22 protein-coding genes are annotated in these 25,431 nt (G+C 70.7%); 7 read left to right on the top strand and 15 right to left on the bottom strand.

Annotated features, from left to right (window positions below; translation table 11 throughout):
- Positions 1–13 precede the first annotated feature (13 nt).
- Positions 14–2,593, top strand: a complete 2,580-nt coding sequence (valS, locus tag OIE47_RS17900) for a valine--tRNA ligase (protein ID WP_326562615.1) — start codon at positions 14–16, stop codon at positions 2,591–2,593.
- A gap of 75 nt (positions 2,594–2,668) precedes the next feature.
- Here the strand turns inward: valS and OIE47_RS17895 are convergent, their stop codons facing one another.
- On the bottom strand, positions 2,669–3,319 hold the full coding sequence (locus tag OIE47_RS17895) for a hypothetical protein (protein WP_326562614.1): 651 nt from the start codon (positions 3,317–3,319) through the stop codon (positions 2,669–2,671).
- A 196-nt stretch (positions 3,320–3,515) separates the two neighbouring features.
- The gene (locus OIE47_RS17890; protein ID WP_326562613.1) at positions 3,516–4,388 is read right to left on the bottom strand and encodes a hypothetical protein; all 873 of its coding nucleotides are present in this window, start codon (positions 4,386–4,388) and stop codon (positions 3,516–3,518) included.
- Between the two features lie 79 nt (positions 4,389–4,467).
- Here OIE47_RS17890 and OIE47_RS17885 point away from each other — a divergent pair, with 79 nt between their 5' ends.
- Both OIE47_RS17885 and OIE47_RS17880 read left to right on the top strand, forming a co-directional pair.
- Positions 4,468–5,643: a DNA recombination protein RmuC gene (locus OIE47_RS17885; RefSeq protein ID WP_326563145.1), complete on the top strand. Its 1,176-nt coding sequence runs from the start codon at positions 4,468–4,470 to the stop codon at positions 5,641–5,643.
- A gap of 155 nt (positions 5,644–5,798) precedes the next feature.
- A complete protein-coding gene (locus tag OIE47_RS17880; protein ID WP_326562612.1) occupies positions 5,799–9,056 on the top strand; it encodes a S8 family serine peptidase in 3,258 nt (1,085 codons plus the stop codon).
- A gap of 72 nt (positions 9,057–9,128) precedes the next feature.
- Here the strand turns inward: OIE47_RS17880 and OIE47_RS17875 are convergent, their stop codons facing one another.
- On the bottom strand, positions 9,129–9,578 hold the full coding sequence (locus OIE47_RS17875) for a hypothetical protein (RefSeq protein ID WP_326562611.1): 450 nt from the start codon (positions 9,576–9,578) through the stop codon (positions 9,129–9,131).
- Between the two features lie 126 nt (positions 9,579–9,704).
- Complete coding sequence (locus tag OIE47_RS17870; protein ID WP_326562610.1) at positions 9,705–10,733, bottom strand: 4-hydroxy-3-methylbut-2-enyl diphosphate reductase; 1,029 nt, start codon at positions 10,731–10,733, stop codon at positions 9,705–9,707.
- Positions 10,734–10,888: 155 nt separating this feature from the next.
- Between OIE47_RS17870 and xseA the strand changes: the two genes are divergently transcribed.
- Both xseA and OIE47_RS17860 read left to right on the top strand, forming a co-directional pair.
- On the top strand, positions 10,889–12,109 hold the full coding sequence (gene xseA / locus OIE47_RS17865; RefSeq protein WP_326562609.1) for an exodeoxyribonuclease VII large subunit: 1,221 nt from the start codon (positions 10,889–10,891) through the stop codon (positions 12,107–12,109).
- Positions 12,110–12,222: 113 nt separating this feature from the next.
- Positions 12,223–12,462 carry an exodeoxyribonuclease VII small subunit gene (locus OIE47_RS17860; protein WP_326562608.1) on the top strand — a complete coding sequence of 80 codons (240 nt, stop codon included), beginning with the start codon at positions 12,223–12,225 and terminating at the stop codon, positions 12,460–12,462.
- 93 nt (positions 12,463–12,555) lie between these two features.
- Here the strand turns inward: OIE47_RS17860 and OIE47_RS17855 are convergent, their stop codons facing one another.
- The 8 genes from OIE47_RS17855 to OIE47_RS17820 all read right to left on the bottom strand — a co-directional run bounded on the left by OIE47_RS17855 (position 12,556) and on the right by OIE47_RS17820 (position 20,336).
- Entirely contained in the window at positions 12,556–13,356 is an 801-nt protein-coding gene (locus tag OIE47_RS17855) for a hypothetical protein (RefSeq protein ID WP_326562607.1), read from the bottom strand.
- A 134-nt stretch (positions 13,357–13,490) separates the two neighbouring features.
- Positions 13,491–13,904, bottom strand: a complete 414-nt coding sequence (locus OIE47_RS17850) for an AtzH-like domain-containing protein (RefSeq protein ID WP_326562606.1) — start codon at positions 13,902–13,904, stop codon at positions 13,491–13,493.
- A gap of 3 nt (positions 13,905–13,907) precedes the next feature.
- Positions 13,908–15,515 (bottom strand): regulator, encoded by a 1,608-nt coding sequence (locus OIE47_RS17845; protein WP_326562605.1) that lies wholly within the window; start codon positions 15,513–15,515, stop codon positions 13,908–13,910.
- 12 nt (positions 15,516–15,527) lie between these two features.
- A complete protein-coding gene (locus OIE47_RS17840) occupies positions 15,528–16,214 on the bottom strand; it encodes a cysteine hydrolase family protein (protein ID WP_326562604.1) in 687 nt (228 codons plus the stop codon).
- A gap of 32 nt (positions 16,215–16,246) precedes the next feature.
- Positions 16,247–16,936: a biuret amidohydrolase gene (gene biuH / locus OIE47_RS17835; protein ID WP_326562603.1), complete on the bottom strand. Its 690-nt coding sequence runs from the start codon at positions 16,934–16,936 to the stop codon at positions 16,247–16,249.
- A complete protein-coding gene (atzF, locus tag OIE47_RS17830) occupies positions 16,933–18,783 on the bottom strand; it encodes an allophanate hydrolase (protein WP_326562602.1) in 1,851 nt (616 codons plus the stop codon). Before atzF ends, biuH begins: the two co-directional genes overlap by 4 nt.
- Positions 18,784–18,925: 142 nt before the next feature.
- Positions 18,926–19,591: a GntR family transcriptional regulator gene (locus OIE47_RS17825; protein ID WP_326562601.1), complete on the bottom strand. Its 666-nt coding sequence runs from the start codon at positions 19,589–19,591 to the stop codon at positions 18,926–18,928.
- Between the two features lie 67 nt (positions 19,592–19,658).
- Complete coding sequence (locus OIE47_RS17820; protein WP_326562600.1) at positions 19,659–20,336, bottom strand: DUF4245 domain-containing protein; 678 nt, start codon at positions 20,334–20,336, stop codon at positions 19,659–19,661.
- Positions 20,337–20,494: 158 nt separating this feature from the next.
- Between OIE47_RS17820 and glpX the strand changes: the two genes are divergently transcribed.
- Complete coding sequence (gene glpX, locus OIE47_RS17815) at positions 20,495–21,526, top strand: class II fructose-bisphosphatase (protein ID WP_326562599.1); 1,032 nt, start codon at positions 20,495–20,497, stop codon at positions 21,524–21,526.
- A complete protein-coding gene (locus OIE47_RS17810; protein ID WP_326562598.1) occupies positions 21,523–22,512 on the top strand; it encodes a DMT family transporter in 990 nt (329 codons plus the stop codon). The genes glpX and OIE47_RS17810 overlap by 4 nt, the downstream gene beginning before the upstream one ends.
- Before the next feature lie 37 nt (positions 22,513–22,549).
- Here OIE47_RS17810 and OIE47_RS17805 read toward each other — a convergent pair whose 3' ends face one another.
- From OIE47_RS17805 to OIE47_RS17795, 3 genes are all read right to left on the bottom strand, one after another.
- Positions 22,550–23,518, bottom strand: coding sequence for an NAD(P)/FAD-dependent oxidoreductase (locus OIE47_RS17805; RefSeq protein WP_326562597.1), 969 nt, complete (start codon positions 23,516–23,518; stop codon positions 22,550–22,552).
- A 135-nt stretch (positions 23,519–23,653) separates the two neighbouring features.
- Positions 23,654–24,304, bottom strand: coding sequence for a rhomboid family intramembrane serine protease (locus OIE47_RS17800; protein WP_326562596.1), 651 nt, complete (start codon positions 24,302–24,304; stop codon positions 23,654–23,656).
- Between the two features lie 165 nt (positions 24,305–24,469).
- Positions 24,470–25,144: a lytic transglycosylase domain-containing protein gene (locus OIE47_RS17795; protein WP_326562595.1), complete on the bottom strand. Its 675-nt coding sequence runs from the start codon at positions 25,142–25,144 to the stop codon at positions 24,470–24,472.
- Positions 25,145–25,431 lie beyond the last annotated feature (287 nt).

The raw sequence follows: 25,431 nt of genomic DNA, 5'->3' as shown, positions 1-25,431 counted from the left end.
TAGCATTCGGGTCATGACGGATACGGCGAAGAACCAGCGCGCCGGTGTCCCCGAGCGTCCCACCCTGGACGGACTCGAGGAGACCTGGTCGCGCCGTTGGCAGGAGGAGGGCACGTACGCGTTCGACCGCTCAAAGGGGCGGACGAGCGTATACGCCATCGATACCCCGCCACCGACCGTATCCGGCGAACTGCACATGGGTCACGTCTTCTCGTACACCCACACGGACACGGTGGCCCGGTTCCAGCGGATGCGCGGCCGTACGGTCTTCTACCCGATGGGCTGGGACGACAACGGCCTGCCCACCGAACGCCGGGTGCAGAACGTGTACGGCGTCCGCTGCGAGCCGTCGCTGCCGTACGACCCGGACTGGCAACCGCCGCAGCCGCCGATCACCGCCGACGCGCGGAAGAACCCGATCCCGATCTCCCGGCGCAACTTCGTCGAGTTGTGCACCCGGCTCACCGGTGAGGACGAGCAGGTCTTCGAGGCGCTGTGGCGGCGACTCGGCCTGTCGGTGGACTGGTCGTTGACGTACACGACGATCGGCGCGCACGCCCAGGCGACCTCGCAGCGGGCGTTCCTGCGCAACCTGGCCCGGGGTGAGGCGTACCAGGCCGAGGCGCCGACGCTCTGGGACGTCGGCTTCGCCACCGCGGTCGCCCAGGCGGAGTTGGAGGACCGGGAGCGGTCGGGTGCGTACCACCGGCTCCGCTTCGCGGTCGCGGCCGACGGCACCGGGCCCGCCGACGGGTACGTGGAGATCGACACCACCCGACCGGAGCTGCTGCCGGCCTGTGTGGCGCTGGTCTGCCACCCGGACGACGAGCGGTACGCCCACCTGGTCGGCGGCACCGTACGGACACCGGTCTTCGGGGTCGAGGTGCCGGTGCACGCGCATTCGCTGGCCGACCCGGCCAAGGGCACCGGTCTGGTGATGGTCTGCACCTTCGGCGACCTGACCGACGTGACCTGGTGGCGGGATCTGCAACTGGAGACCCGGGTGGTGATCGGTCGCACCGGTCGGTTGCTGCCCGAGCCGCCGGCCGGGGTGGACCCGGTGGCCTACCTGCCGCTCGCCGGTAAGAGCGTGAACGCGGCCCGGCGGGAGCTGGTGGCCCTGCTGACCGCCTCCGGTGACCTGGTCGGCGAACCGAAGCCGATCACCCACCCGGTGAAGTTCTACGAGCGGGGCGAGAGCCCGCTCGAGATCATCTCCAGTCGGCAGTGGTACCTGCGCAACGGGGGCAGGGAGCCCGAGCTGCGGGCCGACCTGCTGTCCAGGGGCGAGGAGCTGAACTGGGTGCCGGCACACATGCGGCACCGCTACGAGCACTGGGTGGGCGGTCTCACCGGTGACTGGCTGGTCAGCCGGCAGCGCTTCTTCGGGGTGCCGATCCCGGTCTGGTACCGGCTCGACGACGCTGGCGAGCCGGACTACCGTCACCCTCTCACGCCGGACGAGTCCGCGCTCCCGATCGACCCATCCAGCGACGTGCCGCCCGGCTATGACGAGGGACAGCGCGGTGAACCGGGCGGTTTCACCGCTGATCCGGACGTGATGGACACCTGGGCCACCTCCTCGCTCACCCCGCAGATCGTCGGCGGTTGGGAGACCGATCCGGACCTGTTCGACCGGGTCTTCCCGATGGACCTGCGGCCACAGGGGCAGGAGATCATCCGTACCTGGTTGTTCTCCTCGGTGGTCCGCGCGCACCTGGAACACGGGGTGCTGCCCTGGCGGGACGCGGTCCTCTCCGGCTGGATCCTCGACCCGGACCGGAAGAAGATGTCGAAGTCGAAGGGGAACGTGGTCACCCCGATGGCGCTGCTGGAGGAAAGCGGCGCCGACGCGGTGCGGTACTGGGCGGCGAACGGACGTCCCGGCACCGACCTCGCGTTCGATCCGGCCCAGATCAAGGTCGGCCGGCGGCTCGCCACCAAACTGCTCAACGCGTCCAAGTTCGCGCTCGGGCTGGGCGCCGCCGACGCGCTGCGGGCCGAGGTCACCGAGCCGCTGGACCGGGCCATGCTGGCCGGGCTCGGCACGGTGGTCGCCACCGCCACCTCCGCCTTCGACGCGTACGACCACACGGCCGCTCTCCAGGCCACCGAGTCCTTCTTCTGGACCTTCTGCGACGACTACATCGAGTTGGTGAAGGAACGGGCGTACGGGTCCGGTCCGGCCGCCGATTCGGCACGGGCCGCCCTGGCCACCGCGCTGTCGGTCCAGTTGCGCCTCTTCGCCCCGTTCCTGCCGTACGTCACCGAGGAGGTCTGGTCCTGGTGGCGGTACGGCTCGGTGCACCAGGCGCCGTGGCCGACGACGTACGAGCTGGATTCGGTGGCGGCGGACGGCGACCCGGAGTTGCTCCGGCTCGCCGGCGCGGCGCTGACCCAGGTCCGCCGGGCCAAGTCGGACCGCAAGCTCTCCATGCGGACCGATGTCCCGCTGGCCGAGGCGCTCGGTCCGGCCGAGGTGCTGGAGCGGTTGGCCCTGGTCGGCGATGACCTGCGGGCCGCGGGCCGGATCGCCAAGCTCGACTTCCTGCCCGACCGCGCCCCCGACCTCGTGATCGCCTGCGCCTTCTGAGTAGGGAAAGGGCCGCTTCCGTGTCTGCACGGAAGCGGCCCTTTCTTCTGGCACGGGTCGGCGGAACAGGTCGGCTCAGTACGGCCAGTCGCCGCGCAGGAAACGCAGGCCGAGCAGGAAGGTGATCACCGCCGGCCCGAGCAGCAGGGTGATGGCCTGCAACCGGTACGGGATCCGGTGCCGGGTCAGCTCCACCGCGTTCAGGAAGACGATCACACCGGCGAGCATCATGAACCCGCCCCACCAGTCGGTCCCGCCGAAGTCGACCCGGCCGGCATGGATCAGCAGGAAGGTCGCCCCGAGCGCCACCCCGCCGAGCGCCAGCATGGCGACCGTACGGTGGGCGGCGCGGGCCAGCGGGTGCACCGCGTGCCACCCGTACGTACCGGCGACGGCGAACGACGGCAGGATGATCATGAGTGGCCAACCCTGGCCCATCGCGCCGAACATGAGCAGGGCGCCCACGGTGAAGACCAGCGTGCCGATGCAGGCGACCAGGTAGCCACCGAAGGCCCTCCCCCCACCGCGCATCAGCAGCGGGCCACCGGTGGCCGCGATCAGCGCTCCGGGCACCAGGATGAAACCGGCCCACCAGTGGAACCGGTCGATCGACTGTGCGGTCACGGTCACCGCCGCGACCGCCAGGGCCGCCACGGCCACACTCCCCAGCCAGCTCGCCGCCGCTCCCGGCCGACCCGATCCCACGGTACGGATGTCTGTGCTCACCCCGCCGACTCTGCCCCCTCAAACGCCCCCATACCATCCCGCCAGCCCTACCATCCCCAGACGGGCTAACCCACCCCCACCCCGTTGATCATGAAGTTAGCGACGCTCCAAGGGCCCCGGGGCGTCGCTAACTTCATGATCAACGGGGTGGGTGGGGGTGGGGGTGGGGGGTGGGGGTGGGGGGTGGGGGGTGGGGTTAGAAGTCGCCGCCGCCGAAGTCGCCGCCGCCCCAGTCGCCGCCGCCGCCCCAGTCGCCGCCGCTGGACCAGTCGGAGGAGTCGGGGGCGCCGAAGCCGGAGTCGGAGGAGTAGTCGGTGGCGGTGTAGTCGCCGCCGCCGTCGTAGCCGGCATCGGTGTAGCCGGGGTCGCCCGCACCGCCGGCGTCGGCCGCGCCGGGGTCACCAGCGTCGCCGGAGTCGGCGCCGTCGGTGAAGCCCTCCTGGTAACCGGCGTCGTAGCCGTACCCGGGGTCGGCGAACGCGGGCGAGAAGAGCGCGTCGGCGATCAACATCCCGCCGAGTACGCCCGCCCCGGCCGCCAGGCCGGTCTTCCACCAGGGCGTCGAGTACCAACCCGACGGCACCGGCCGGCCCTGATAGCGACCACCGGGGTAGTAGTAGGGCGTGCCGGCGCCCGGCTGCGGACCGGCCCGGAAGGTCTGCCCCTGTACGTTGACCTCGCGCTCGCGGGTGAGCGTTCCGGCACCCCGCGCGGCGGCCAGCGGCGGCAGTTCGGGACCGGGGTCGAGACCGAGCGCGATCCGGGCCGCCCGGACGTACGCCAGCCCCTCCAGCGAGGTCTCCCGGGCCAGCTCGTACTGCTTCAGGCTGCGGGCCTGCTCCAACTGGCCGCCGGCCGCGTTGTAACGCTCCCCGGCGTCGCTGAGCGCCTGCCGGACCGCCGGCTCGTCGCCCCGCAGCCCCAGCACCTGCCCGCCCAGGCGCTCGTACCAGCGCAGCGCGTCGGCCCGCGCGTCGGCCAGCTCGCGCGCCTGTCGGGCGCTGGTCTCCCGCCGCCACCAGGTGACGCCGCCGACCAGCAGAACCAGCAGAACCAAGACCCATACCATGCGTACGACGGTAGCGCCGTCCGCCAACCCGCCCGCCTTCCCGGCGATCCAGGTCACACCGGTGTCGTACGCGTTTGGCATGCTCACCACCGTGGGACTGTCGGCGGTGCTCCTGGTGATCGTCTGTCTCGGCGCCGGTGGAGCGCTGGGCTGGCTCGCCGCCCGTGCCCGCTCGGCGGCCGACATCGCCCGACTGGACGCCACCCTCAGCGCGACCCGCGACGGCGAGGCCCGCCTGGAGCAGTCGATGCGGGCGCTCTCCTACGAGGCGACCGCGCAGTCCCAGGAGGCGGTGGCCCGCGCGGTGGCACCGCTGCACGAGACGTTACGCCGCTACGAGTCCCAGGTGAACGAGCTGGAGCGCGACCGGGTCGACGCGTACGCCGAGCTGCGCGAGCAGGTCCGCTCGATGGGCGCGGTCTCCGGCGAGCTGCGTACGGAGACCAAGCAGTTGGTGGCGGCGCTGCGGGCCCCCCAGGTCCGGGGCAGATGGGGCGAGCACCAGTTGCGCCGGATCGTCGAGGCGGCCGGGCTGCTGGAGCACTGCGACTTCGCCGAGCAGGTCACCTCGACCGTCGAGGACCGGGTGGTCCGCCCCGACCTGGTGGTCCGGCTGCACGGTGGCCGGTCGGTGGTGGTCGACGCGAAGGCACCGTTCGAGGCGTACCTGACCGCGCTGGAGGCGCGCGACGAACGCGGGCGCGACGCCCACCTGGACAACCACGCCCGGCACCTGCGTGCGCACGTGGACGCCCTGTCGGCCAAGGCGTACTGGTCGGCGTTCGCGCAGACGCCGGAGTTCGTGGTGCTGTTCGTGCCGGCCGACCCGTTCCTGGACGTCGCGTTGCAGCGCGATCCGACGCTGCTGGAGCACGCCTTCACCCGCAACATCGTGCTTGCCACACCGGCGACCCTGGTCGCTCTGCTCCGTACGGTGGCCTATGCCTGGCGGCAGGAGGCGCTCGCCCGCAACGCGGTGGCGGTGCACACCCTGGCCAGGGAACTCTACGGTCGACTGTCCACTCTGGGTGAACACGTGGCCAAGCTCGGCAGCTCGCTCGGTGGGGCGGTGACCGCTTACAACCGTGCGGTGGGATCGCTGGAGTCACGGGTGCTGGTCAGTGCGCGCAAGCTGGCCGACCTCGGGGTGTCCGGCGAGGATTTGCCGGCACCGGCACAGGTCGAGCTGACCACGCGCCAGCTACAGGCGCCGGAGCTGACCGATAACGGCCAGCACGAAACTCACACAGAGTAGCGGAATAGTAACATATGAATATTCGAATACCGTCCAGTCAATATCACGGGCTGGTCACAACGATCTCAGGACTAGTGACAGGATCCGAGCCGACGCGAAGGATGCGCTCACACGTGCCCTGTTTCTAAGGGCCCTGTTCTCTGGAGGAAGAGAACGTGAGTAAACCCCGCACCTGGAGTCGGCGTACCTCCGCCGGTCTCCTCGCGTCAGTCGTGGCGGCGGGCGCCATGACACTGACGGGTGGTGTCACCACCGCCAGCGCCAACCCGTCGACCGAAGCCGACGTTCTCAAGGGGACCCCCACGGACACGTTGGGTTCCCATGACCTCGAACTGCTCGCCAAGGCCGAGGCCAACCGCGAGAAGGACGTCACGGTCATCGTGGCGACGGACAAGGGTGAGGCCAGCGATGTCGCGGCGGAGCTGAAGAAGCTCGGCGGCATCGTCGGCAAGCAGGTGGACGGCGTCGGCTACGTCCGTGCCCGCGTCCCCACCAGTGCCGTACTCAAGGCGGCCAAGCTGCCCGGGGTCGCCGCACTGGACCTGAACGAGACGATCCAACTGCCGAAGCCCGAGCCGGTGAAGGCGGGCGTCAAGGCCGCGGTCACGGCGAGCGGGCCGAACGCGGAAACCCCCGCGGTCAACCCGTACATGCCGACCAGCGAGACCGGCGCGGTCGCCTTCAAGCAGGCGCACCCCGAGTGGGACGGCCGGGGGGTGACCATCGGCATCATGGACTCCGGCGTCGACCTGGACAACCCGGCGCTGCAGACCACCACCACCGGCGAGCGCAAGATCGTCGACTGGTTCACCGCGACCGACCCGCTGTTCGACTCGGACGGCACCTGGCGCGCGATGCTGACCGACGTGGTCGGCCCGGCCTTCAACTACGGCGGGACGAGCTGGACCGCGCCGGCCGGCACCTACAAGATCAACCGGTTCTCGGAGAACATCACCGCGGCCAGCTCCCCCGGCGGTGACGTCAACCGGGACGGCGACACCACCGACGCGTTCGGCGTGCTCTACGACCCGGTGAGCCACGACATCCGGGTCGACGCCAACCAGAACCGCGACTTCAACGACGACGCGGTCATGCGCCCCTACGGCGAGCGGTACGACATCGGTCACTTCGGTACCGACAACCCCGCCACCGCCGTGCGTGACCAGATCCCGTTCGTGGTCGAGTACCGCGAGGACGTCGACGTGACCCCCGCCGGCCTGCCCGGTGTCGCCGACTTCGTGAACATCGGCATCATCGAGGACGAGCACGGCTCGCACGTCGCCGGCATCACCGCAGCCAACGACATGCTGGGCAACGCCAACTTCGACGGCGCCGCCCCCGGCGCCAAGCTGGTCTCCGCCCGCGCCTGCTCCTGGGGCGGTGGCTGCACCGCCGCCGCGCTCACCGACGGCATGGTCGAACTGGTCGTCAACCGTGGCGTCGACGTGGTCAACATGTCGATCGGCGGCCTGCCGACGCTGAACGACGGCAACAACGCCCGGGCTGAGCTCTACAACCGGCTCATCCAGGACTACGGCGTGCAGATGTTCATCTCGGCCGGCAACGACGGCCCGGGCGTGAACACCCTCGGCGACCCGTCTACCGCGACCGACGTGGTCAGCGTGGCCGCCGGCATCAGCCAGGAGACCTACCTGGCGAACTACGGCTCGGAGACCCGCACGCCGTACCAGTTGTTCAACTTCTCCTCGCGTGGACCGCGTGAGGACGGCGCGTTCAAGCCGAGCATCACCGCACCGGGGTCGGCCCTGTCGACCACGCCGGTGTGGCAGCCGGGCATCCCGGTGGCCGAGGCCGGCTACCAGCTCCCGCCGGGCATCCAGATGATCAACGGCACGTCGATGTCCTCGCCGCAGGCCACCGGCGCCGCCGCACTGCTGCTCTCGGCGGCCAAGGCCACCGGCAAGGACGCCTCCCCGGTCAAGCTCCGCAAGGCGATCTACTCCTCCGCCACGTGGATCGACGGCGTCAGCGCGCAGGGCCAGGGCAACGGCAAGTTCAACGTGCCGGGTGCCTGGGACCTGCTCGCCACCGGCTTCGACGTCCGTGGCTACGAGGCGAGCGCTCCGGTCTGCACCCCGCTCTCCGACTTCCTGGCCACCCCGGACAAGGGCGTCGGGATCTACAACCGGTGTGCGGTGACCGAGGGCGGCCAGCGGCCGAACACGGCGAAGAACTACACCGTCAAGGTCACCCGTACCACCGGGGCCAAGAAGGACATCAAGCACACGGTCAAGTGGGTCGGCAACGACGGCACCTTCCGTAACGCGCCGAAGAACCTGATCCTCCCGCTGAACAAGACCGTGACCTTCACGATCGAGGCGCGGCCCGGGTACGGGACGCACAGCGCGATCATGCAGGTGGACGACCCGGCGACCCCGATCGTCGACTTCGCCTTCCTCAACACGGTTGTTGTCTCCAACGTGCCGACGAAGCCGAACTTCGACTTCACCACCAGCGGCACGGTGGACCGGAACAACTTCAAGAGCTACTTCGTCACCGTTCCCGAGGGTGCGGCGGCGTTGCAGGTCAACCTCTCCGGGGTGGCCGGCGGCTCGCAGACCCGGTTCATCGCGAACAACCCGTACGGCGTTCCGGTCGAGAGCACCTCGAGCCTGAACTGCTACACCAACTTCTCGGACCCGGCGGTGTGCAAGCCGGACGAGCGGTCGTACCTGAACCCGGTTCCGGGTATCTGGGAGATCGAGGTGGAGTCCCGCCGTACGTCTCCGCTGCTGGAGAACCCGTTCGCGCTGCAGGCCCGGATCCAGGGTGTCGCGGTGCAGCCGGCCGTGGTCGAACTGCCCAGCGTCACCGCCGGTCAGCCGACCCCGGTCACCTGGTCGCTGAGCAACACCTACGGCCCGGTCACTGTGGCCGGCCAGGGCGGTTCGCTCGGTAGCGCCCAGTCGGAGCGTCCGACCATCGCCAACCACGAGGTGCAGACCTTCGAGGTGACGGTGCCGGCCGGCGCCACCCGGCTCGACGTCCGGATCGGCAACACCAGCGACCCGGGCGCCGACCTGGACCTGTTCGTCTACCGCAACGGCACCCTCGTCGGCCAGGCCGCCGATGGTGACTCCGAGGAAGCGGTGGCGGTGACGAACCCGCCCGCGGGCGTCTACACGGTCGAGATCGACGGGTACGCCGTACCCGCCGGGACCACCGCGTACGACTACCGGGACGTGTTCTACTCGGCCGCGCTCGGCAACGTCTCGGCGTCCAGCACGTCGGTGACCCTGCCGAAGACCGGCGCGACCGCCAGCATCACCGGCTCGGTCACCGCCCTGAGCGCACCGGCCGCCGGCCGGCAGCTCTTCGGTGAGCTCCAGGTCGTGACCAACGAGGGCGCGGTCGTCGGCCGCGGCAACGTGTCGATCGGCTCGGTCAGCTAACCGGTACCGCCGCAACAAAACGTAGAGCCCGTCCCCGGCAGGGGGCGGGCTCTACGCGTACGGGCTGTCGGGTCAGGCCGGCTTGACGCTCTCCACCATGAACGGGGTGCCCTGCTGGCAGGTGGTCATCATGCCCGGTCGCACCTGACCGGTCACCGTGACCCGCGCACCGCTGCGCAGCTGATCGCGCGGGCCGTTGAGCAGCAGGTAACCGTCGAGCAGCAGGCAGTTGGGCTCCACCCCCGCGGTGACCACTCCGGTCAGGGTGAGCGCACCGGCCGAGGCGGGCGCACCGGGCGACTTGGTCGGCGTGGGACCTGCGGGGTTGGATCGGGTCGGGCTGGCCGGCGCGGTCGAGTTGGCCGGCGGCACCGGCGGTTCCGCGTTGGGGTCACTGGGCTTCACGGATGACAACGACGGTCCTCCTGACGGGTTGACCGAGGGGGCGTTCCCGGACTCCCCGCAGGCGCCGAGTGCCAGGCAGGCGGCCACCGCGGCAAATCCGATCCGGATCGACTTCATGGGGGATGGGACGCTGCCGGATCCCGGCCCGTTCCACCACAGCGGTGACCCGGTCCGCACCCCGTTGTGGGCGGGGCGCGGTACGGTCCGCGTGGTGTGCTCGTCGGCCGGCACCGCGTACCCCGGTCAGCCGTTGCCGGCGCTGGCGGCGAGCGCGGCGGCTTCGACGGATCGGGCCGCGGCGGCGGCCTTCATGTCCCGCTTCAGCTCCTGCGGCAGGGAGAAGGTGAGCCGCTCGTCGGCGGTGGTCACCTCGGCCACGTCGGTGAAACCGCGCTCGGCGAGGTGGTCCAGCACCTGCATGACCAGCTCGTCCGGGACGCTGGCACCCGAGGTCAGCCCGACCGTGGTGGCGCCGGTCAACCACTCGTCGGAGATCTCCGAGGCGTAGTCGACCAGGTAGCCCGCGCGGGCACCGGCGTCGACGGCCACCTCGACCAGGCGGACCGAGTTGGACGAATTGGGCGAACCGACCACGATCACCACGTCGCAGTCCGCCGCGATCTGCTTGACCACGTGCTGCCGGTTCGAGGTGGCGTAGCAGATGTCGTCGCTCGGCGGCGACTGCAACAGCGGCAGCCGCTGCTTGAGCCGGGCCACCGTCTCCAGCGTCTCGTCCACCGACAGCGTGGTCTGGGACAGCCAGACCACCTTTGACGGGTCCCGTACGGTCACCTGGTCGGCGCCGTCCGGCCCGTCGACGAGTTGGATGTGCGCGGGAGCCTCGCCGGCCGTACCGACGACCTCCTCGTGGCCCTCGTGGCCGATCAGCAGGATGTCGTAGTCCTCGGCGGCGAACCGACGGGCCTCGTGGTGCACCTTGGTGACCAGTGGGCAGGTCGCGTCGATCGCCCGCAGTGAGCGCTGCTTCGCCTGCTCGTAGACCTCCGGGGCGACCCCGTGCGCGGAGAAGATCACGGTCGCCCCCTCGGGCACCTCGTCGTTCTCCTCGACGAAGATCGCGCCCTGCCGCTCCAGGGTCGAGACCACGTGCTTGTTGTGCACGATCTGCTTGCGTACGTAGATCGGCGCGCCGTAGAGCTTGAGAGCCTCCTCCACGGTCTGCACCGCCCGGTCGACGCCGGCACAGTAGCCGCGCGGCTTGGCCAGCAGCACACGCTTGCGGGTCTGGGGAGTCGCCTCAGCCTCGATCACAGGGGTCAGTCTACGTGCCGATCCGGGCCGGGGCAGCGGGCCGCCGCAGCACCGCACACCGGGGGCACCCGGCCGCTGTGACCGGGGACGCGCCGATGGCCGGGCGCGGGGCGGGCCGGGCCGGCGCTCGGGCGGGCCGGCCGTAGGCTGACCGGATGACCGAGGCCGGCGCTGGGCGCAGCACCCCCGAAGAGCCGTGGCCGGTACGGGTGGTCAGCCAGAAGGTGAGCGCCTGGATCGCCAAACTGGGCTGGGTCTGGGTCGACGGACAGATCGCCCAGATCAGCCGTCGTCCCGGCGCCGCCACCGTCTTCCTCACCCTGCGTGACCCCTCGGCCGACCTCAGCCTCACCGTCACCGCCAGCCGGGACGTGCTCGACACCGGGGCCCCCGAGCTCGCCGAGGGAGCCCGGGTGATCCTGCACGCAAAACCGGAGTTCTACGCCGGGCGCGGCACCCTGAGCCTGCGGGCCGACGAGATCCGCCAGGTGGGGCTCGGCGAGCTGCTGGCCCGGCTGGAGAAGCTGAAGAAGCTGCTCGCCGCCGAGGGCCTCTTCGACCGCGCCCGCAAGCGACGCCTGCCGTTCCTGCCGAACCGGATCGGGTTGATCACCGGACGGGCTTCAGCGGCGGAGCGGGACGTCCTGCTCAACACCCAGCGCCGGTGGCCGGCGGTGGACTTCCGGACCATCAACGTGGCGGTCCAGGGGCCGACCGCCGTACCGCAGATCATCGACGCGCTGCGCGTACTGGACGCGGACGAGAGCGTGGACGTGATCGTGCTGGCCCGGGGCGGGGGCGGGGTGGAGGATCTGCTCCCCTTCTCCGACGAGGCGCTGTGCCGGGCGGTTTTCGGCTGCCGTACGCCGGTGGTCAGCGCGATCGGGCACGAGAGCGACGCCCCGCTGGTCGACTACGTCGCCGACCTGCGCGCCTCCACGCCGACCGACGCCGCCAAGCGGATCGTCCCCGACCTGGGCGAGGAGCAGCGGCTGATCGGGCAGGCCCGGCACCGGCTGGACCGGGCCGTACGCGGTCTGCTGGACCGGGAGTCGCACCGGCTCGACGGGCTCCGGTCCCGACCGGTGCTGGCCCGGCCGGAGGTCATGATCGACCAGCGCGCGTCCGATCTCGGTGCGCTGCGCGACCGGGCCGGCCGATGCCTGGACCACCGGATCGGCACCGCGACCGGGGACCTGCGCCAGACCGTGGCGCGGCTGCGCGCTCTCTCGCCGGCGGCGACCCTGGAGCGCGGGTACGCCATCGTGCAGCGCGCCGACAACCAGGTCGTACGCGCCTCGGATGAGGTGGCCGACGGTGACCGGCTCCGGATCCGCCTCGCCGAGGGTGAGCTGTCCGCGACCGTGAACGACTGACGGGTGATCTTCCGACGTGACCTGCCGCGCCGTGCCCTTCGACGTGACCTGCCGCGCCTTCGACGTAACCTGCCGTGCCTCCGACGTGACCTGCCGTGCCGAGATGGGAAATCATGACTGACGAGAAGAAGCGGACCGCCGCCCCGGACGAGAAGCTCAGTTACGAGCAGGCCCGGGCCGAGTTGGCGTCGGTGGTGGAGCGGCTGGAGACCGGCGGGACCTCGCTGGAGGAGTCGTTGGCGCTCTGGGAGCGCGGCGAGCGGCTGGCCGAGGTCTGCCAGCGCTGGCTCGACGGCGCCCGGGACCGGATCGACGCCGCCCGCCGGGCCCGGGAGGGCAACGCCACCGCCTGATCCCCGACCCCGCCGCCGGTCCGCAGCCCGGATCCGGGTACGCGATGGGGACGGCACGTGGCCGTCCCCATCGGGTCAGTACCGGGTGTCGACCTACTTGAACAGGTCGTACACCGAGGCCGGCGTCTCGACGACCTCGCCGGCCGGCGGTGCCGTCGGCGCGGTGGCCGAACCGTAGTCGGAGTAGGTCACCTGAAGGTCCTGTGCCGCGTTCTGGCCGACCGCCGGCACCTTGATGGTCAACTGGACGAGCCGGCCCTGCTGGTCGACCTTCGCCTCGAAGGGCAGCTTGGTCGCCTGGGCGCCGAGGTTCTCGATGACCGACTGCTCGGCCAGCCGGGAATCGGTTGCCTTGGTCAGGTCGATGTTGCCGGTGAACAGGTCGGCGCCGCTCCTCTGTACGTCAACCACGGCCTGGGTGAGCTGGGCGGCACCGGCCGGGTCGACGTCCTGGAAGTCGAAGTCCAGCGCCGCGATCCCCTTGATCTTGGTCTTGTCGAGGTGGTGGTAGTTGCCGGTGGCGAGCTGACCCAACCCGGGCACGCTCTCCAGCCCCGCGCCCTTGATCTTGATCCAGCTGTCCGACCCGATGTAGATCATGTCCATCGCCAGGGCGGAGCTGCCGGCGTCGCCGGTGGTCAGCTTCACCCGGGCGCTGTTGCTGGGCAGGTGCACCACACCCTCGCCGGCCAGGCTGTCGCCCTTCATGGCAAAGCTGAAGTTGCCCTTGGCGATCTCCAGGGTGGAGGCGAGCAGGGCCTGCTTGGGATCGGTGGAGGTGGACGGGCTCTGCGAGGCGGCGGTCTTGACGCCCCCCGGCTCGCACGCGGCGAGCCCGGGGACGAACAGAACCGCGCCGACGAGAACGATGACGCTCGATCGCCGAATTCTCACGTGGGGATCCCCTTCGAGATGTCTCGGCGTCGGTACGCCGCTGGCTGAACGCCGTAGCCTAACGCCTGGACATCTTTGCCGCAGAAACCCTTAATTGTTACATAAACCTAGCTCAGGTCTGCCATAAATTTCCCTCACGGCACCACCGTCGACTGCGGTTCGGAGACGTGCGCGCCGACGATCCGCCAACCGACCGGCAGGCGTACCCAGGTCTGGGACTGGCGTCCGGTCGCGTCGCCGTCGGCGTACCCGAAGAGGGTGGTGACCACGGCGAAGTCGGCACCGAACGTGGTGACCCGGGTGCCCCGCAGCCACCGGCCCGGCGGCAGCGGCGGCTGGGCCGCCCGCCACGCCCGCTGCTCCTCGAAGCCGTCCTGATGGTCGGCGATGCCGAACCGTACCGTCTGCGGCGCATCCCAGAAGTACCCGACGATCCGCTCCGGATCGCCCGCCACCAACGCCTCCTCGTACGCGAGGAAGGCCGCCATCACCTCGGCCACCACCTCACCCCGATCCACCGCCAACTCCACGCCCGTCTCCACCCCCATGGCTCAGACCGACGAGGCGGGGGCGGGAACGGGGGCGGGTTCCGGGGTGGGCGGGGAGTCGAGATCCTGTTCGTCGGGGTCGGGTACGCGCGGGGGGATCTTCGCGAGGGCGAAGGCGGCGCAGATCAGTGCGACGAAGAGGTAACCGAGGGCGACCTGACCGTTCGCGTTCCACTCGATCTGCGGGCCGTGGATCAACCCGATGAAGGACAGGACCGCTCCCGCCCCGGCTGTGCTCGTCGCCTGCCAGAAGCGTTTGTCGATGATGAACGCGACCAGTGCGCCCAGCACCAGCCCGGCGAGGATGGCGCCCTGACCGAGCACCAGCAGCCCGTCGTACACCACCCCGGCGCCGGCCAGCGCGGCATCGCCGACCTCGGCGGCGCTCGTACCGGCAGCGGCCAGGGCGTTGTCCATCTGACCGGTCGCCCACGCCGCGATGTTCGGGATCAGCGCCGCGACCACCGCCGCCGCGTGGGCCCGGGGAGTCGCCTGGAACGCCTGCGCCCCGATCAGCAGTCCGATGTAGAGCAGGATCGGTACGATCGCCGCGGTCGGGAAGATGGTGGACAACAGGCCGAACATGCCCAGGAAGCAGAGGAGCGCGATGACCACGCCGGTGGCCATCGAATAGCCGCTCCGGCCACCGGCCGCCTTCCAGCCGGGGTGCCCGACGTAGACCGCGGGCGGGAACGGGGAGCCGAGCGCCGCCCCGACCACCGCACCCGCACCGTCGGCGAGCAGCACGCTGCGCAGGTTGTAGTTGTCACCGGCGGTGGCCGCGCTCTCCACGTTTGTCATGCCCTCGGTGAAGTTGTAGACCCCGAGCGGGATGGCGGTGGCGAGCAGGGGCGCCATGTCGGTGAGCCCGTCGACCAGCAACCCGAACTCGAACGACGGTACGGCGAACGCGATGTCCCGCGCCGCGGCGCTCACGTCCGGCACCGACATCGCCCCACCGATCCAGCCGATGGCCGTACCGAGCAGCAGGGCGGCCAGGCCGATCGGGATGTTGCCGGGAAGTTTGACGTCGGTGAGCAGGCCGATCAGCAGCAGCGCCAGCACCGGCAGGGCGATCCAGGCCATCCGCCACATCTGACCGGCCGGGTTCATCGAGATGAAGGTGATGGAGATGCCGGCGAGGGTGCCGAGCAGTGCGGCGCGCGGCGCGTACCGGCGGATGTACGGGCCGACGAACGCGCCGATGAGCACGATCACGCCAATGATGAACGCCCAGGCGACACCGGCCTGCCAGGCCTGCCGGGGGTCCTGCGTACGCAGGTAGATCGGCAACATGATCACGAAGATGACGATGAACATGTGTGGCACGCTCGGCCCGTACGGCAGCGCGGTGACGTCGGTCCGGTTCTCCCGGCGGGCCAGCCGGCGGGCGAGCAGCGTGTAGTAGACGTTGCCGGCGACCAGGGCGATGCCCAGCGCGGGCAGGATGGTGCCGAACACGTCACCGGAGCCGAGTTTGATCACTCCGAGGCAGAGCCCGGTCAACGTGAGTACGTTGACCAGGACGTTGACGCCGAAGCCGAAGAAGGCGTTGGTGTCGCCGCGGACCCAGTACGGCAGCGGGGCGGCGGACGACTCGATCTTGACCATGACTGCTCCCGGTCAGGAGGATTGCAACACGGACGTGGTGTGCAGTGCGTGGCGCAGGTCGGCGGAGTCCCCGACCCAGCCGAAGATCCCGCCCTGGGCGGCGATCATGTCGAGCCCGATCCGCTGGAACTCGGGGAAGTAGGACCCGACGCAGTCGGCGAGCACGAGGCACTCGTACCCCCGGTCGTTGGCCTCCCGGACAGTGGTGTGTACGCAGACCTCGGTGGTCACCCCGGTCACCAGCAGACTGCGGATCCCCCGCTCGGCGAGCAGGGATTCGAGTTCGGTGTCGTAGAAGGCGCCCTTGCCCGGCTTGTCGACCACCGGCTCACCGGCGACCGGCCTCAGCTCGTCGATGATGTCGTGGCCGTACTCGCCCCGGATCAGGATCCGGCCGTTCGGGCCGGGGTCACCGATCCGTTTGCTCGGGGCGCCCCGGTGCAGCTTCGCCGGTGGGCAGTCGGACAGGTCGGGCCGATGGCCCTCACGGGTGTGGATGACGGTCAGACCGGCCGCCCGTACGGCGGTCAGCAGCGCGGCCAGCGGGGGGATGGTGCGCCGGAGTTCGGCGACGTCGTTCCCGAGGCTCTCGCCGAAGCCGCCGGGCTCCAGGAAGTCGCGCTGCATGTCGATCACCAGCAGCGCGGTGGTCGCGGGGTCGAAGGTGTACGGGGAAGGGCGCGCGTCGACGCTGCGCATGACCACTCCTCAACGACTCGGGGGGTGCCGGATCAGGTCGTGGTGGCGTTGATGACGTCGTCGGCGGTGGCGACGGCACCGAAGACGCCGCCCTGCATGGTCACCATGTGCAGCGCGGCGGCGTGGTTGGTCGGGTCGGTGGCCCCGGTGCAGTCGGCGAGGATGAGGCACTCGTAGCCCCGGTCGTTGGCCTCCCGCATCGTGGTGTGCACGCACACGTCGGTGGTGATCCCGGTGAGGATCAGGTGGGTGATGCCCCGGGTACGCAGCACCAGGTCGAGGTTGGTGGCGTAGAACGCGCCCTTGCCGGGCTTGTCGACCACGACCTCCCCCGGTGCCGGTGCGACCTCGGGCACGATCTCCCAGCCCGGCTCGCCCCGTACCAGGATCCGGCCACGCGGGCCGGGAGCACCGATCTCCGCGCCGATCTGCGCGGACCGCCACCGCTTGTTGGCGGGCAGGTCGGACAGGTCCGGATCGTGTCCCTCCCGGGTGTGTACGACCAGCATCCCGAGCGCCCGGACGTGGGCGAGCAGTCGGGCGGTGGCCGGCAGGCCTGCCCTGGTCAGCCCGATGTCGTAACCCATGCTGTCGACGTAGCCGCCCGGCCCGCAGAAGTCGGTCTGCCAGTCGATGCAGAGCAGTGCGGTGCGCTCGACCGGAGCCGAACCGTCGTACGGCCAGAGGTACGGGTCGGCCTTGACCGGCCCTATCCGCGTCATGTGGTCCTCCCTGTTGTCGTCGATGCCACGGTCCGGCGGTACGCCCGCCAGCCGCCGGTCGCGCTGATGTCCTCGGTTCCGGCGCCGGCGGCGTAGGACTCGCAGAGGAAGCCGAGGACCTCGCGCCCGTCGGTGAGCCGGAGCCGGCCCAGCCCGAGCGGGGCGGGTACGCCGTCCAGCAGGCCGCCGAGGGCGGTCGGGGGCAGTCGCCAGAGCTCCACCTCGATCGACACCCCGGTGCCGGAGTGCCCGGTGGTGCTCACCCGGACCAGACCCGGCAGCCCGGTCCCGTCCGGCGTGGGCAGGCGGTAGAGCCGGTAGAGCGGAGCCGTGTACGCCGTACCCGCCAGCACCGCTCCGCGTTCGACCAGTTCACCGTTGTGCGACTCACCGGTCAGGTGCCGACCGACCACGGCGACCAGCAGCGCGGGTTCGTCGATCCGCTCAGGCGTGACCGCGCTCCCGTTCGCGGGTGGCGCGGGAGCGACAGCCGGCTGGTCCGGTGCGGTGATCGCGGCGGCGAGCCGGGCGAGCGTGGTGTCGCTGAACGCCGGTCCGATCAGGGTGAGGCTGGCCGGGCGGCCGTCGGCGGTGAAGCCGTTCGGGATCGTCACGGCGGCCAGGTCGAGCAGGTTGACGAACTGGGTGTACCGGCCGAGCACCAGGTTGCGGGCGATCGGCTCCTCGGCGATCTCCGCGAGGGTGAACGTGGTCCCGATGGTCGGCAGCACCAGCACGTCGACCCGCTCCCAGAGCCGGTCGGTCCAGGCCCGGAGCTCCTGCAACCGGTGCAGCGCCCGGAACGTGTCGACCGCGTCGAACCGCCGGCCACTCTCCAGGACGGTACGGGTGACCGGCAGCAGCGCGTCCGGACGTGCCCGGAGGAAACCGTCGAGGGTGGCCAGCCGTTCGGCGACCCAGGGGCCCTGGTAGAGCAGGTCACCGGCTTCGAGCAGCGGCACCGGGTCGATCGGGGACGTGCCGGCCACCGCTTTGGTCAGCCCGGCGAGGCTGTGTGCGTACCGGTCGGCCTGGCCTTGGTCGCCGAAGAAGTCGAGTTGTGCCACGGGCGGGAGACCGAGCCGGAGCGTCGCCGGGTCGCGCGGCTCGACCAGGTGAGCCGGCAGCGGCCGGCTCCACGGGTCTTCGGCGTCGACACCACGGGCGACCTCCAGGACGGTCACCGCGTCGGTCACCTCGGCGGTGAAGACGGAGACGCAGTCCAGCGAGCGGCACGCCGGCACCACGCCGGACGTGCTGAGCAGTCCTCGGGTCGGTTTGAGGCCGACGATGCCGTTGAGGGCGGCCGGCACCCGACCGGAGCCGGCGGTGTCCGTACCCAGTGCGAAGGTGACCGAGCCGGCGGCGACCGCGACGGCCGAACCGGAACTGGAGCCGCCGGCGACGAGACCGCCGCCGAAGACGCTCTCGACCCTGCCGTACGGCGACCGCGATCCGGTCAGCCCGGTGGCGAACTGGTCGAGGTTGGTCTTGCCGACCAGGATCGCGCCCGCGTCGAGCAGTCGCCGGACCACCGGGGCGGTCCGCTCGGGCAGGTACGCGAACTCGGGACAGCCGGCGGTGGTGGGCAGCCCCGCGACGTCGATGTTGTCCTTGACCGCGAACGGCACCCCGTAGAGCGGGAGCCGGTCCATCCGGTCCCTCATCCGGTGCAGGTCGGCTGCGCGGGCCCGCAGCTCGGCCGGCGGCACCGTGCTGATCCAGACGTTCCGGTCGTCCTCGCGGGCCAACTCCGTCAGGACCTGTTCCACCGTGTCGACGGTGGTCCGCCGGCCACCGGTGTACGCCTGCCGGAGGTCGGTCAGCGGGGATGTCGGGGCTGCCATACGGTCGATTGTCGACAGTTTCTGTTTCCGCCAACGGCGGCAAAGGTAACGACAATGTGTCGCGGATCACTCCCCCGCCCGTCGGCAGTTCGGTTCACCGCCGCCGGACTCCGGCCGGCAGCGGGAGCCCGCCGGACCCGGATCAGTCGAGGTACGAACGGCCCCCGTGCGCGCCCAACTCGGCGATCACCGCTGCCGGCTCCCCCGCCGCCACCGCCTTGAGCAGCCGCTCGTGCCGGCGTACGGCGTCCGACGGCTGTGCGTTCTCGGACTCCCGGCGCAGGTTTACCGCCATGTAGAGCTGCAACCGGACCAGGATCGACTCGTAGATCACGGTGAGCTGGCGGTTGCCGGCGAGCGCGACCACCGCCACGTGGAACGCCCGGTGCGCCTCTGCCACCCCCAACCGGTCCTCGGACGCGGTCGCCTCGCGCATCCGCTCGATCGCGTCCCGCAACCCGCTCAGGTCACTGTCCTGCGCCACCGGCAACGCCGACTCCACCGCGTGCCGCTCCAGCACGTCCCGTACGGCGTACAGCTCGGCCACGTCCCGGTCGGAGAGGGTGGCGACCCTGGCTCCCCGGCGCGGTACGTGCTCGACCAGCCCCTGCTGGGCCAGCAGCCGCAGCGCCTCCCGCAACGGTGCCCGGCTGATCCCCAGCCGCCGGGTCAGCTGCTCCTCGACCAGGCGCTGGCCGGGATCACTCTTGCCGCTCAGGATCTCGCGGCTCAGCCGCAGCACGGCCAGTTCCACCAGGCTGAAGCTTTCCAGCTCACCATCCACCGGCGATGCGGCCACGTCGCTCACCCTGATGAGTGTGCCATTCCCGGCCCGATCCGCCCCCGGCCCGGTTTTCCGACACCGGCGCCGCTCGCTAGCGCAGTGATCCGGCCAGATCGCGCAGTTCGCTCTCCCGGGCCGAACCGACCACGATCACCGTTCGTCCCGGCTCCATCAGCACCAGAGCCCGCTCGCCCGCCCGAGCCGTGTACGTCAGCCAGCTCCGCCCGGCGACGTCGGCCGGGCCCTGCGGCTGACCCTGGTCGGTCAGCTCCGCCGGCAGCAACCGCTCCGCCGGTACGTTGCTCTGCACGAGCTGGACGCCGCCGCCGTCCGGGCTCAGGTAGCCCAGCCGCAGGGTCACGGCGCCCTCGGGCCGCTGGAGGGTCGCGGTGATGCTGCGCCAGCCGTCGGCGAGCCCGGCCGGCTCGCTGACCGGGAACGCGTTGATCGACCGGGCCTGGGCGACGGTCGGGGACGGGTCGATCTCGGCCGCCTGGTCCCCACCGAGGAAGACCCGGTAGAACCCGATCAGCAACGCGATCGGGATCAGGAGAACGAGCAGCGAGATCGCCATGTCCTTCGGCGAGCGCTCGGAACGGGTGGCGGCCGCCACAACCTCTTCCGTGGCGGCGCCGTCCGGATCGGCCCGATACTGGTCACTCGGAGTGCGGTCACTTGACCCGAGCCGGCCCGGCGCGCGGTCACTCTGGGTACGGTCGGTCGGGGTGCCGTCGAACGAGTCACGGTCGGTAGGCGCAGCGGAGTCCACGTACCCATCTTGGCAGCCGCTCCGGCCGCCGCGACCCGGACCACCCGCGCCCCGAACCTGATCAACGTTCGGAACCATGCCAGGATCTATGACATGGCCGGCGGCAGGCTCGGCCTTCCGCCGGTTCACCCCGCACCGTCGCGAGGAGGAGCCCCGCCATGACCGTCACCAGGACTCGAATCCCCCAGGACCTGGACCGCAACCTTGCCCTGGACCTGGTCCGGGTGACCGAGGCCGCGGCCATGGCCGCCGGTCGCTGGGTCGGCCGCGGCGACAAGGAGGGCGGCGACGGCGCGGCCGTCGACGCCATGCGGAAGCTGATCAACTCGATCCCGATGCGCGGGGTGGTGGTGATCGGTGAGGGCGAAAAGGACAACGCGCCCATGTTGTTCAACGGCGAGGTGGTCGGCGACGGGACCGGTCCCGAGGTCGACGTGGCGGTCGACCCGGTGGACGGCACCACGCTGATGAGCAAGGGCATGCCGAACGCCCTGGCCGTGCTCGCGGTCGCCGAGCGGGGCGCCATGTTCGACCCGAGCGCCGTCTTCTACATGGAGAAGATCGCCGTCGGCCCGGCGTACGCCGACGTGATCGACATCAACGCCGGGGTGGCCGACAACCTGCGCCGGATCGCCGAGATCAAGGACACCGAGGTGTCCGACGTCACTGTCTGCGTACTCGACCGGCCCCGGCACGACGGGCTGATCCGGGAGATCCGACGGGTCGGCGCGGGCATCCGGTTCATCTCCGACGGCGACATCGCCGGTGCCATCGCCGCCGCCCGGGGCGAGTCCGGGGTCGACGTCCTGATGGGCATCGGCGGCACCCCCGAGGGCATCACCGCCGCCTGCGCCCTCAAGTGCATGGGCGGGGCGATGCAGGCGAAGCTCTGGCCGCAGGACGAGAACGAGCGGGCCAAGGCGCTCGCCGCCGGCCACGACCTCGACCGGGTGCTGTTCACCGACGACCTGGTCACCGGGGACAACTGTTTCTTCGTCGCGACCGGGGTCACCTCCGGCGACCTGCTGCGCGGGGTCAGCTACCGCTCCGGTGGGGCGTACACGCAGTCGATCGTGATGCGGTCCAAGAGCGGCACGATCCGCGTGATCGACTCCTACCACCGGCTGGAGAAGCTCAACCTCTACTCGGCCGTCGACTACGACGGCCGTCCGCTGGCCGAGCAGGAATGAGCCTGCTCGAGACGCGTACCGTCGCACAACCAGCCCCCGACACCCGCCGCCGGGCCGGCGCCGTCGGACTCGCCGTCGTCTCCGGCGGCGCGGTCGCCGTGCAGTCCCGGATCAACGGCGAACTCGGCGTACGGCTGCACGACGGCATCGCCGCCGCCGTCGTCTCGTTCGGCCTGGGGCTGATCGCGCTCGTCCTGCTGGTCTTCGGCAGTCGCGCCGGACGCCGCCACCTCGGGGTGTTCCGCTCCGCCCTGCGCGACGGCTCGCTGCGCCCGTGGCAGTGCCTCGGCGGTGCCTGCGGCGCGTTCATGGTGGCCAACCAGGGACTGACCGTCGGCCGGCTCGGGGTGGCGATCTTCACCGTCGCCGTGGTCGCCGGCCAGTCGGCGAGCAGTCTGGTGGTCGACCGGGCCGGAATCGGGCCGGCGGGGCGGCAACTGGTCACCCCGGCCCGGCTGGCCGGTGCGGCGCTCACCGTACCGGCGGTGTTCCTCGCGGTCGGTGACCGCCCGGACGACCCGGCCGGGCTGGTCCTGGCCCTGCTGCCGCTCCTCGCCGGGCTCGGCCTGGCCTGGCAGCAGGCCGTCAACGGCCGGGTACGGGCCGCCTCCGGCAGCGTCCTGACCGCGACGTTCGTCAACTTCGCGGTCGGCGCGGCGGCCCTCCTGGCCGCCTTCGCGGTCAGCCTCCTGTTCCGTGGCTGGCCGTCCGGCTCGCTGCCCACCGAGCCGTGGCTGTATCTCGGCGGCCCGATCGGGATCCTGTTCATCGCGATCGCCGCCGCCCTGGTCCGGTTCACCGGGGTGCTGCTGCTCAGCCTGGCGACGATCGCGGGGCAGGTGGTCGGCGCGGTCCTGATCGACCTCGCCGCACCCGGCGACGCCGCCCGACCGGGACCGTTCACCCTGCTCGGAGCGGCCCTCACCCTGGTCGCGGTGGTCGTAGGCGGCCGCCGTAACAAGGCCGCACGGAAGGGCTCCTCCTGACCCGAGGGTCGTCGGAGGAGTGGCCGGGGCGGCGGTGTCAGCCGGCGTCGGAGGAGTGGCCGGGGAAGAGGTGGGCGGCCGGGTCGATCACCACGGCGGCGTTGTTGACCGCGGTGGCCGCCTCGCCGAACCCGGTGGCGATCAGCCGGACCTTGCCCGGATATTCGGTGATGTCACCGGCGGCGAAGACCCTCGGCAGGTTGGTCAGCATGGTGCTGTCGACCAGGATGTGCCGCTTGTCGAGCGCCAGCCCCCACTCGGCCAGCGGACCGAGGTCGGCGGTGAAGCCGAGCGCGGCGACCACGGTGTTCACCGGCACCGTTTCCGCGACCCCACCCTTGACGACGATGTCCGCGCCGGTGACCGTGCCGTCACCGTGGATCCTGGTCACCTCGGCGTTGACCACGATCCGGACCGGGAGCTTGCGTACCCGGTCCACGGTCGCGGCGTGTGCCCGGAACTTCTCCCGCCGGTGCACCAGGGTGACCGACGCGGCCAGTGGCGCCAGTGCCTGAGCCCAGTCGAAGGCCGAGTCCCCGCCACCGATGATCAGCACGTCGTGGCCGGCCAGGTCGGCCAGGTGCGGTACGAAGAAGACGATGCCGCCGCCGACGAAGCTGTCCGCCGCCGGCAGTGGGCGGGGGGTGAAGCTGCCCAGCCCGCCGGTGATCAGCACCGACCCGCAGTGCAGCACGGTGCCGTCGCTCAGGCTCAGCACCGGCCGGTCCGCCTGGTACGAGAGCTTCTCGGCCCGTACGCCGAGCAGGTACTCGGGGTCGAACGCGGCGGCCTGGACCACCAGGTTCGACACCAGGTCCCGACCCTTGATCGACGGGAACCCCGCCACGTCGTAGATGACCTTCTCCGGGTACATCGCGGTGACCTGGCCACCGGGCTCGGGCAACGCGTCGATCAGCGCGACGGAAAGGCCCCGGAAGCCGGCGTAGTAGGCGGCGAAGAGGCCGGTCGGACCGGCCCCGATTATGGCGACATCGACCTCGCGCATGTGCTCACCGTCGCCTTCCGCCTACGGATCAACATCTGCTGATTTCGACCGTAGGCGGACGGATGAGGACTAGGCAAGACACTCCCACGGCCAATGTGTCCGGCGTCGGCACGCCGAGGCGGGGCGGAACTCCGGTCAGGGGTAGCTCAGCGTCGACTCGGAGGAGTAGGCGTCCCGTTGCGGGCGGCGCCGGAACAGGATCGCCGCCACCAGCCCGCCGATCAGCCCGAACAGGTGCCCCTGCCAGGAGATCGGCTCGTCGGTCGGCAGTACGCCGAACAGCTGCCCGCCGTACAGGAGCCCGACCAGCAGGACCACCGCGAAGTTCCACCAGCTCCGCTCGACGATGCCGCGCATGAGCAGCAGTCCCAGGTAGCCGAAGATGATCCCGCTGGCACCCACCACGATCGAGTTCGCCGAGCCGGTGAACCACACCCCCAGCCCGCTGACGAACATGATCACCAGGGTGGAGTAGAGGAACCGGCGGGCTCCGGCGGCGAGCACGAACGTACCGAGCAGGATCAGCGGCACGCTGTTGCTGTAGAGGTGGTTGAAGCCGTGGTGCAGGAACGGCGCGAAGAACACGCCGTCCAGGCCGTCGATCCGGTGCGGGATGATCCCGGCCGTGGCGTCCAGTCCCGCGCCCAGCCAGTAGTCGATCCCCTCGATCGCGAAGAGCACCGGGACGACCGCGCACATGGCCACGAACGCCTTGCCCAGGGAGGCGTAGAAGGCGTCGGTGCCGAACCGGTACGGGTCTCCGCCGCTACGGGAATCGAATGTCACCCTCAAGTAGCTATCAGCTATCGCCGACAACCGCCACCCGACTCGGCACGACCGGCACCGCTCCCACCGGCCAGCCCGTGGCGAATCTCCCGGTCCGCCCCGAAACAGACGGAAGGGTACGGGCGCTCGCCCGTACCCTTCGACGTCGCTGCGGTTCGTCCGTGCTCAGTAGTAGCCCTTGCTCTGGAAGAACGACCACGCCCCGCAGGGCGTCTTGTACCGACTCTTGACGTAGCCCAGCCCCCACTTGATCTGGGTGGCGGCGCTGTTCTGCCAGTCCGCACCGGCGCTGCTCATCTTGTTGCCGGGCTTGGCCTGCGGGATGCCGTACGCCCCCGAGGGGTTGCTCGCCTTGGGGTTCCAGCCGCTCTCCTTGGTCCAGAGCTTCTCCAGGCAGGGCATCTCGGCCAGCGGGAACCCGGCTTCCAGCATGAGCGCGCAGCCGACCGCGCGGTTGCCGCTGTACTCGTTGCACGAGTCCGGGATCGGCCCGTCGTACGGCTTGACCGGTGCGTTGGCCGCCTTGGCTTCCCGCTTCTTCCGGTCGGCCGCCGCGTCGGCCTTGCGCGCCCGCTCAGCAGCCGCCTTCGCGGTTTCGGCGGCCTTGCGGGTGGCTTCCCGCTCGGCGGTCAACTGGGCGGCCATCGCCTGCTTGTGCGCGGCGTTGCGCTCACGCAACAGGTCGAACTCCGCGCGCTCGGCGTCGGCGATGAGTTGGGCGTTGATGCCGACCTGCTGGGTTTCCCGGTCCTGGCCCAGGAAATATCCGCCGGTGACGCCCACCACCAGCAGTGAGACCGCGAGTGTCCGGACGCCGAAGCGGCTCCACAGCCGACTCACGAAGTGATCCCTTCGTCGGGGACAAGGACTGGCGCGAGCCGACCCGGAGGCCGGCACGTACGCACCGCGAGCACCCAGATCACGGGGATCTCCGGACCGGACGACTCGTGATCATCCGTACCGTTTGCCCCCAGGATACCGATCTTTACCGATGTCCCTGGGACAGGAGTTGCTCGAAGCACACCATCGCGCACAGTGAGTCGGCTGGGAAACCAACAACCATGATTGTGACCCGGACCACTCAAATATTCGCCCTAAACCAGGTCAAAGGCCCCAGTACGTTCCCG

It is taken from the genome of Micromonospora sp. NBC_01796, from assembly GCF_035917455.1.
GTDB lineage: Bacteria > Actinomycetota > Actinomycetes > Mycobacteriales > Micromonosporaceae > Micromonospora_G.
Note: the sequence above shows the minus strand (reverse complement) of the source record. Positions and strands in the feature narration are given on the sequence as shown.

Bases quoted from the DNA above. Each gene is read 5' to 3' on its own strand.
- OIE47_RS17845 (WP_326562605.1), bottom strand. From the start codon at position 15,515: ATGGTCAAGATCGAGTCGTCCGCCGCCCCGCTGCCGTACTGGGTCCGC.
- OIE47_RS17810 (WP_326562598.1), top strand. From the start codon at position 21,523: ATGAGCCTGCTCGAGACGCGTACCGTCGCACAACCAGCCCCCGACACC.
- OIE47_RS17805 (WP_326562597.1), bottom strand. From the start codon at position 23,518: ATGCGCGAGGTCGATGTCGCCATAATCGGGGCCGGTCCGACCGGCCTC.
- OIE47_RS17885 (WP_326563145.1), top strand. From the start codon at position 4,468: ATGCTCACCACCGTGGGACTGTCGGCGGTGCTCCTGGTGATCGTCTGT.
- OIE47_RS17875 (WP_326562611.1), bottom strand. From the start codon at position 9,578: ATGAAGTCGATCCGGATCGGATTTGCCGCGGTGGCCGCCTGCCTGGCA.
- atzF (WP_326562602.1), bottom strand. From the start codon at position 18,783: ATGGCAGCCCCGACATCCCCGCTGACCGACCTCCGGCAGGCGTACACC.
- OIE47_RS17890 (WP_326562613.1), bottom strand. From the start codon at position 4,388: ATGGTATGGGTCTTGGTTCTGCTGGTTCTGCTGGTCGGCGGCGTCACC.
- xseA (WP_326562609.1), top strand. From the start codon at position 10,889: ATGACCGAGGCCGGCGCTGGGCGCAGCACCCCCGAAGAGCCGTGGCCG.
- valS (WP_326562615.1), top strand. From the start codon at position 14: ATGACGGATACGGCGAAGAACCAGCGCGCCGGTGTCCCCGAGCGTCCC.
- OIE47_RS17840 (WP_326562604.1), bottom strand. From the start codon at position 16,214: ATGCGCAGCGTCGACGCGCGCCCTTCCCCGTACACCTTCGACCCCGCG.
- biuH (WP_326562603.1), bottom strand. From the start codon at position 16,936: ATGACGCGGATAGGGCCGGTCAAGGCCGACCCGTACCTCTGGCCGTAC.
- OIE47_RS17860 (WP_326562608.1), top strand. From the start codon at position 12,223: ATGACTGACGAGAAGAAGCGGACCGCCGCCCCGGACGAGAAGCTCAGT.
- glpX (WP_326562599.1), top strand. From the start codon at position 20,495: ATGACCGTCACCAGGACTCGAATCCCCCAGGACCTGGACCGCAACCTT.
- OIE47_RS17850 (WP_326562606.1), bottom strand. From the start codon at position 13,904: ATGGGGGTGGAGACGGGCGTGGAGTTGGCGGTGGATCGGGGTGAGGTG.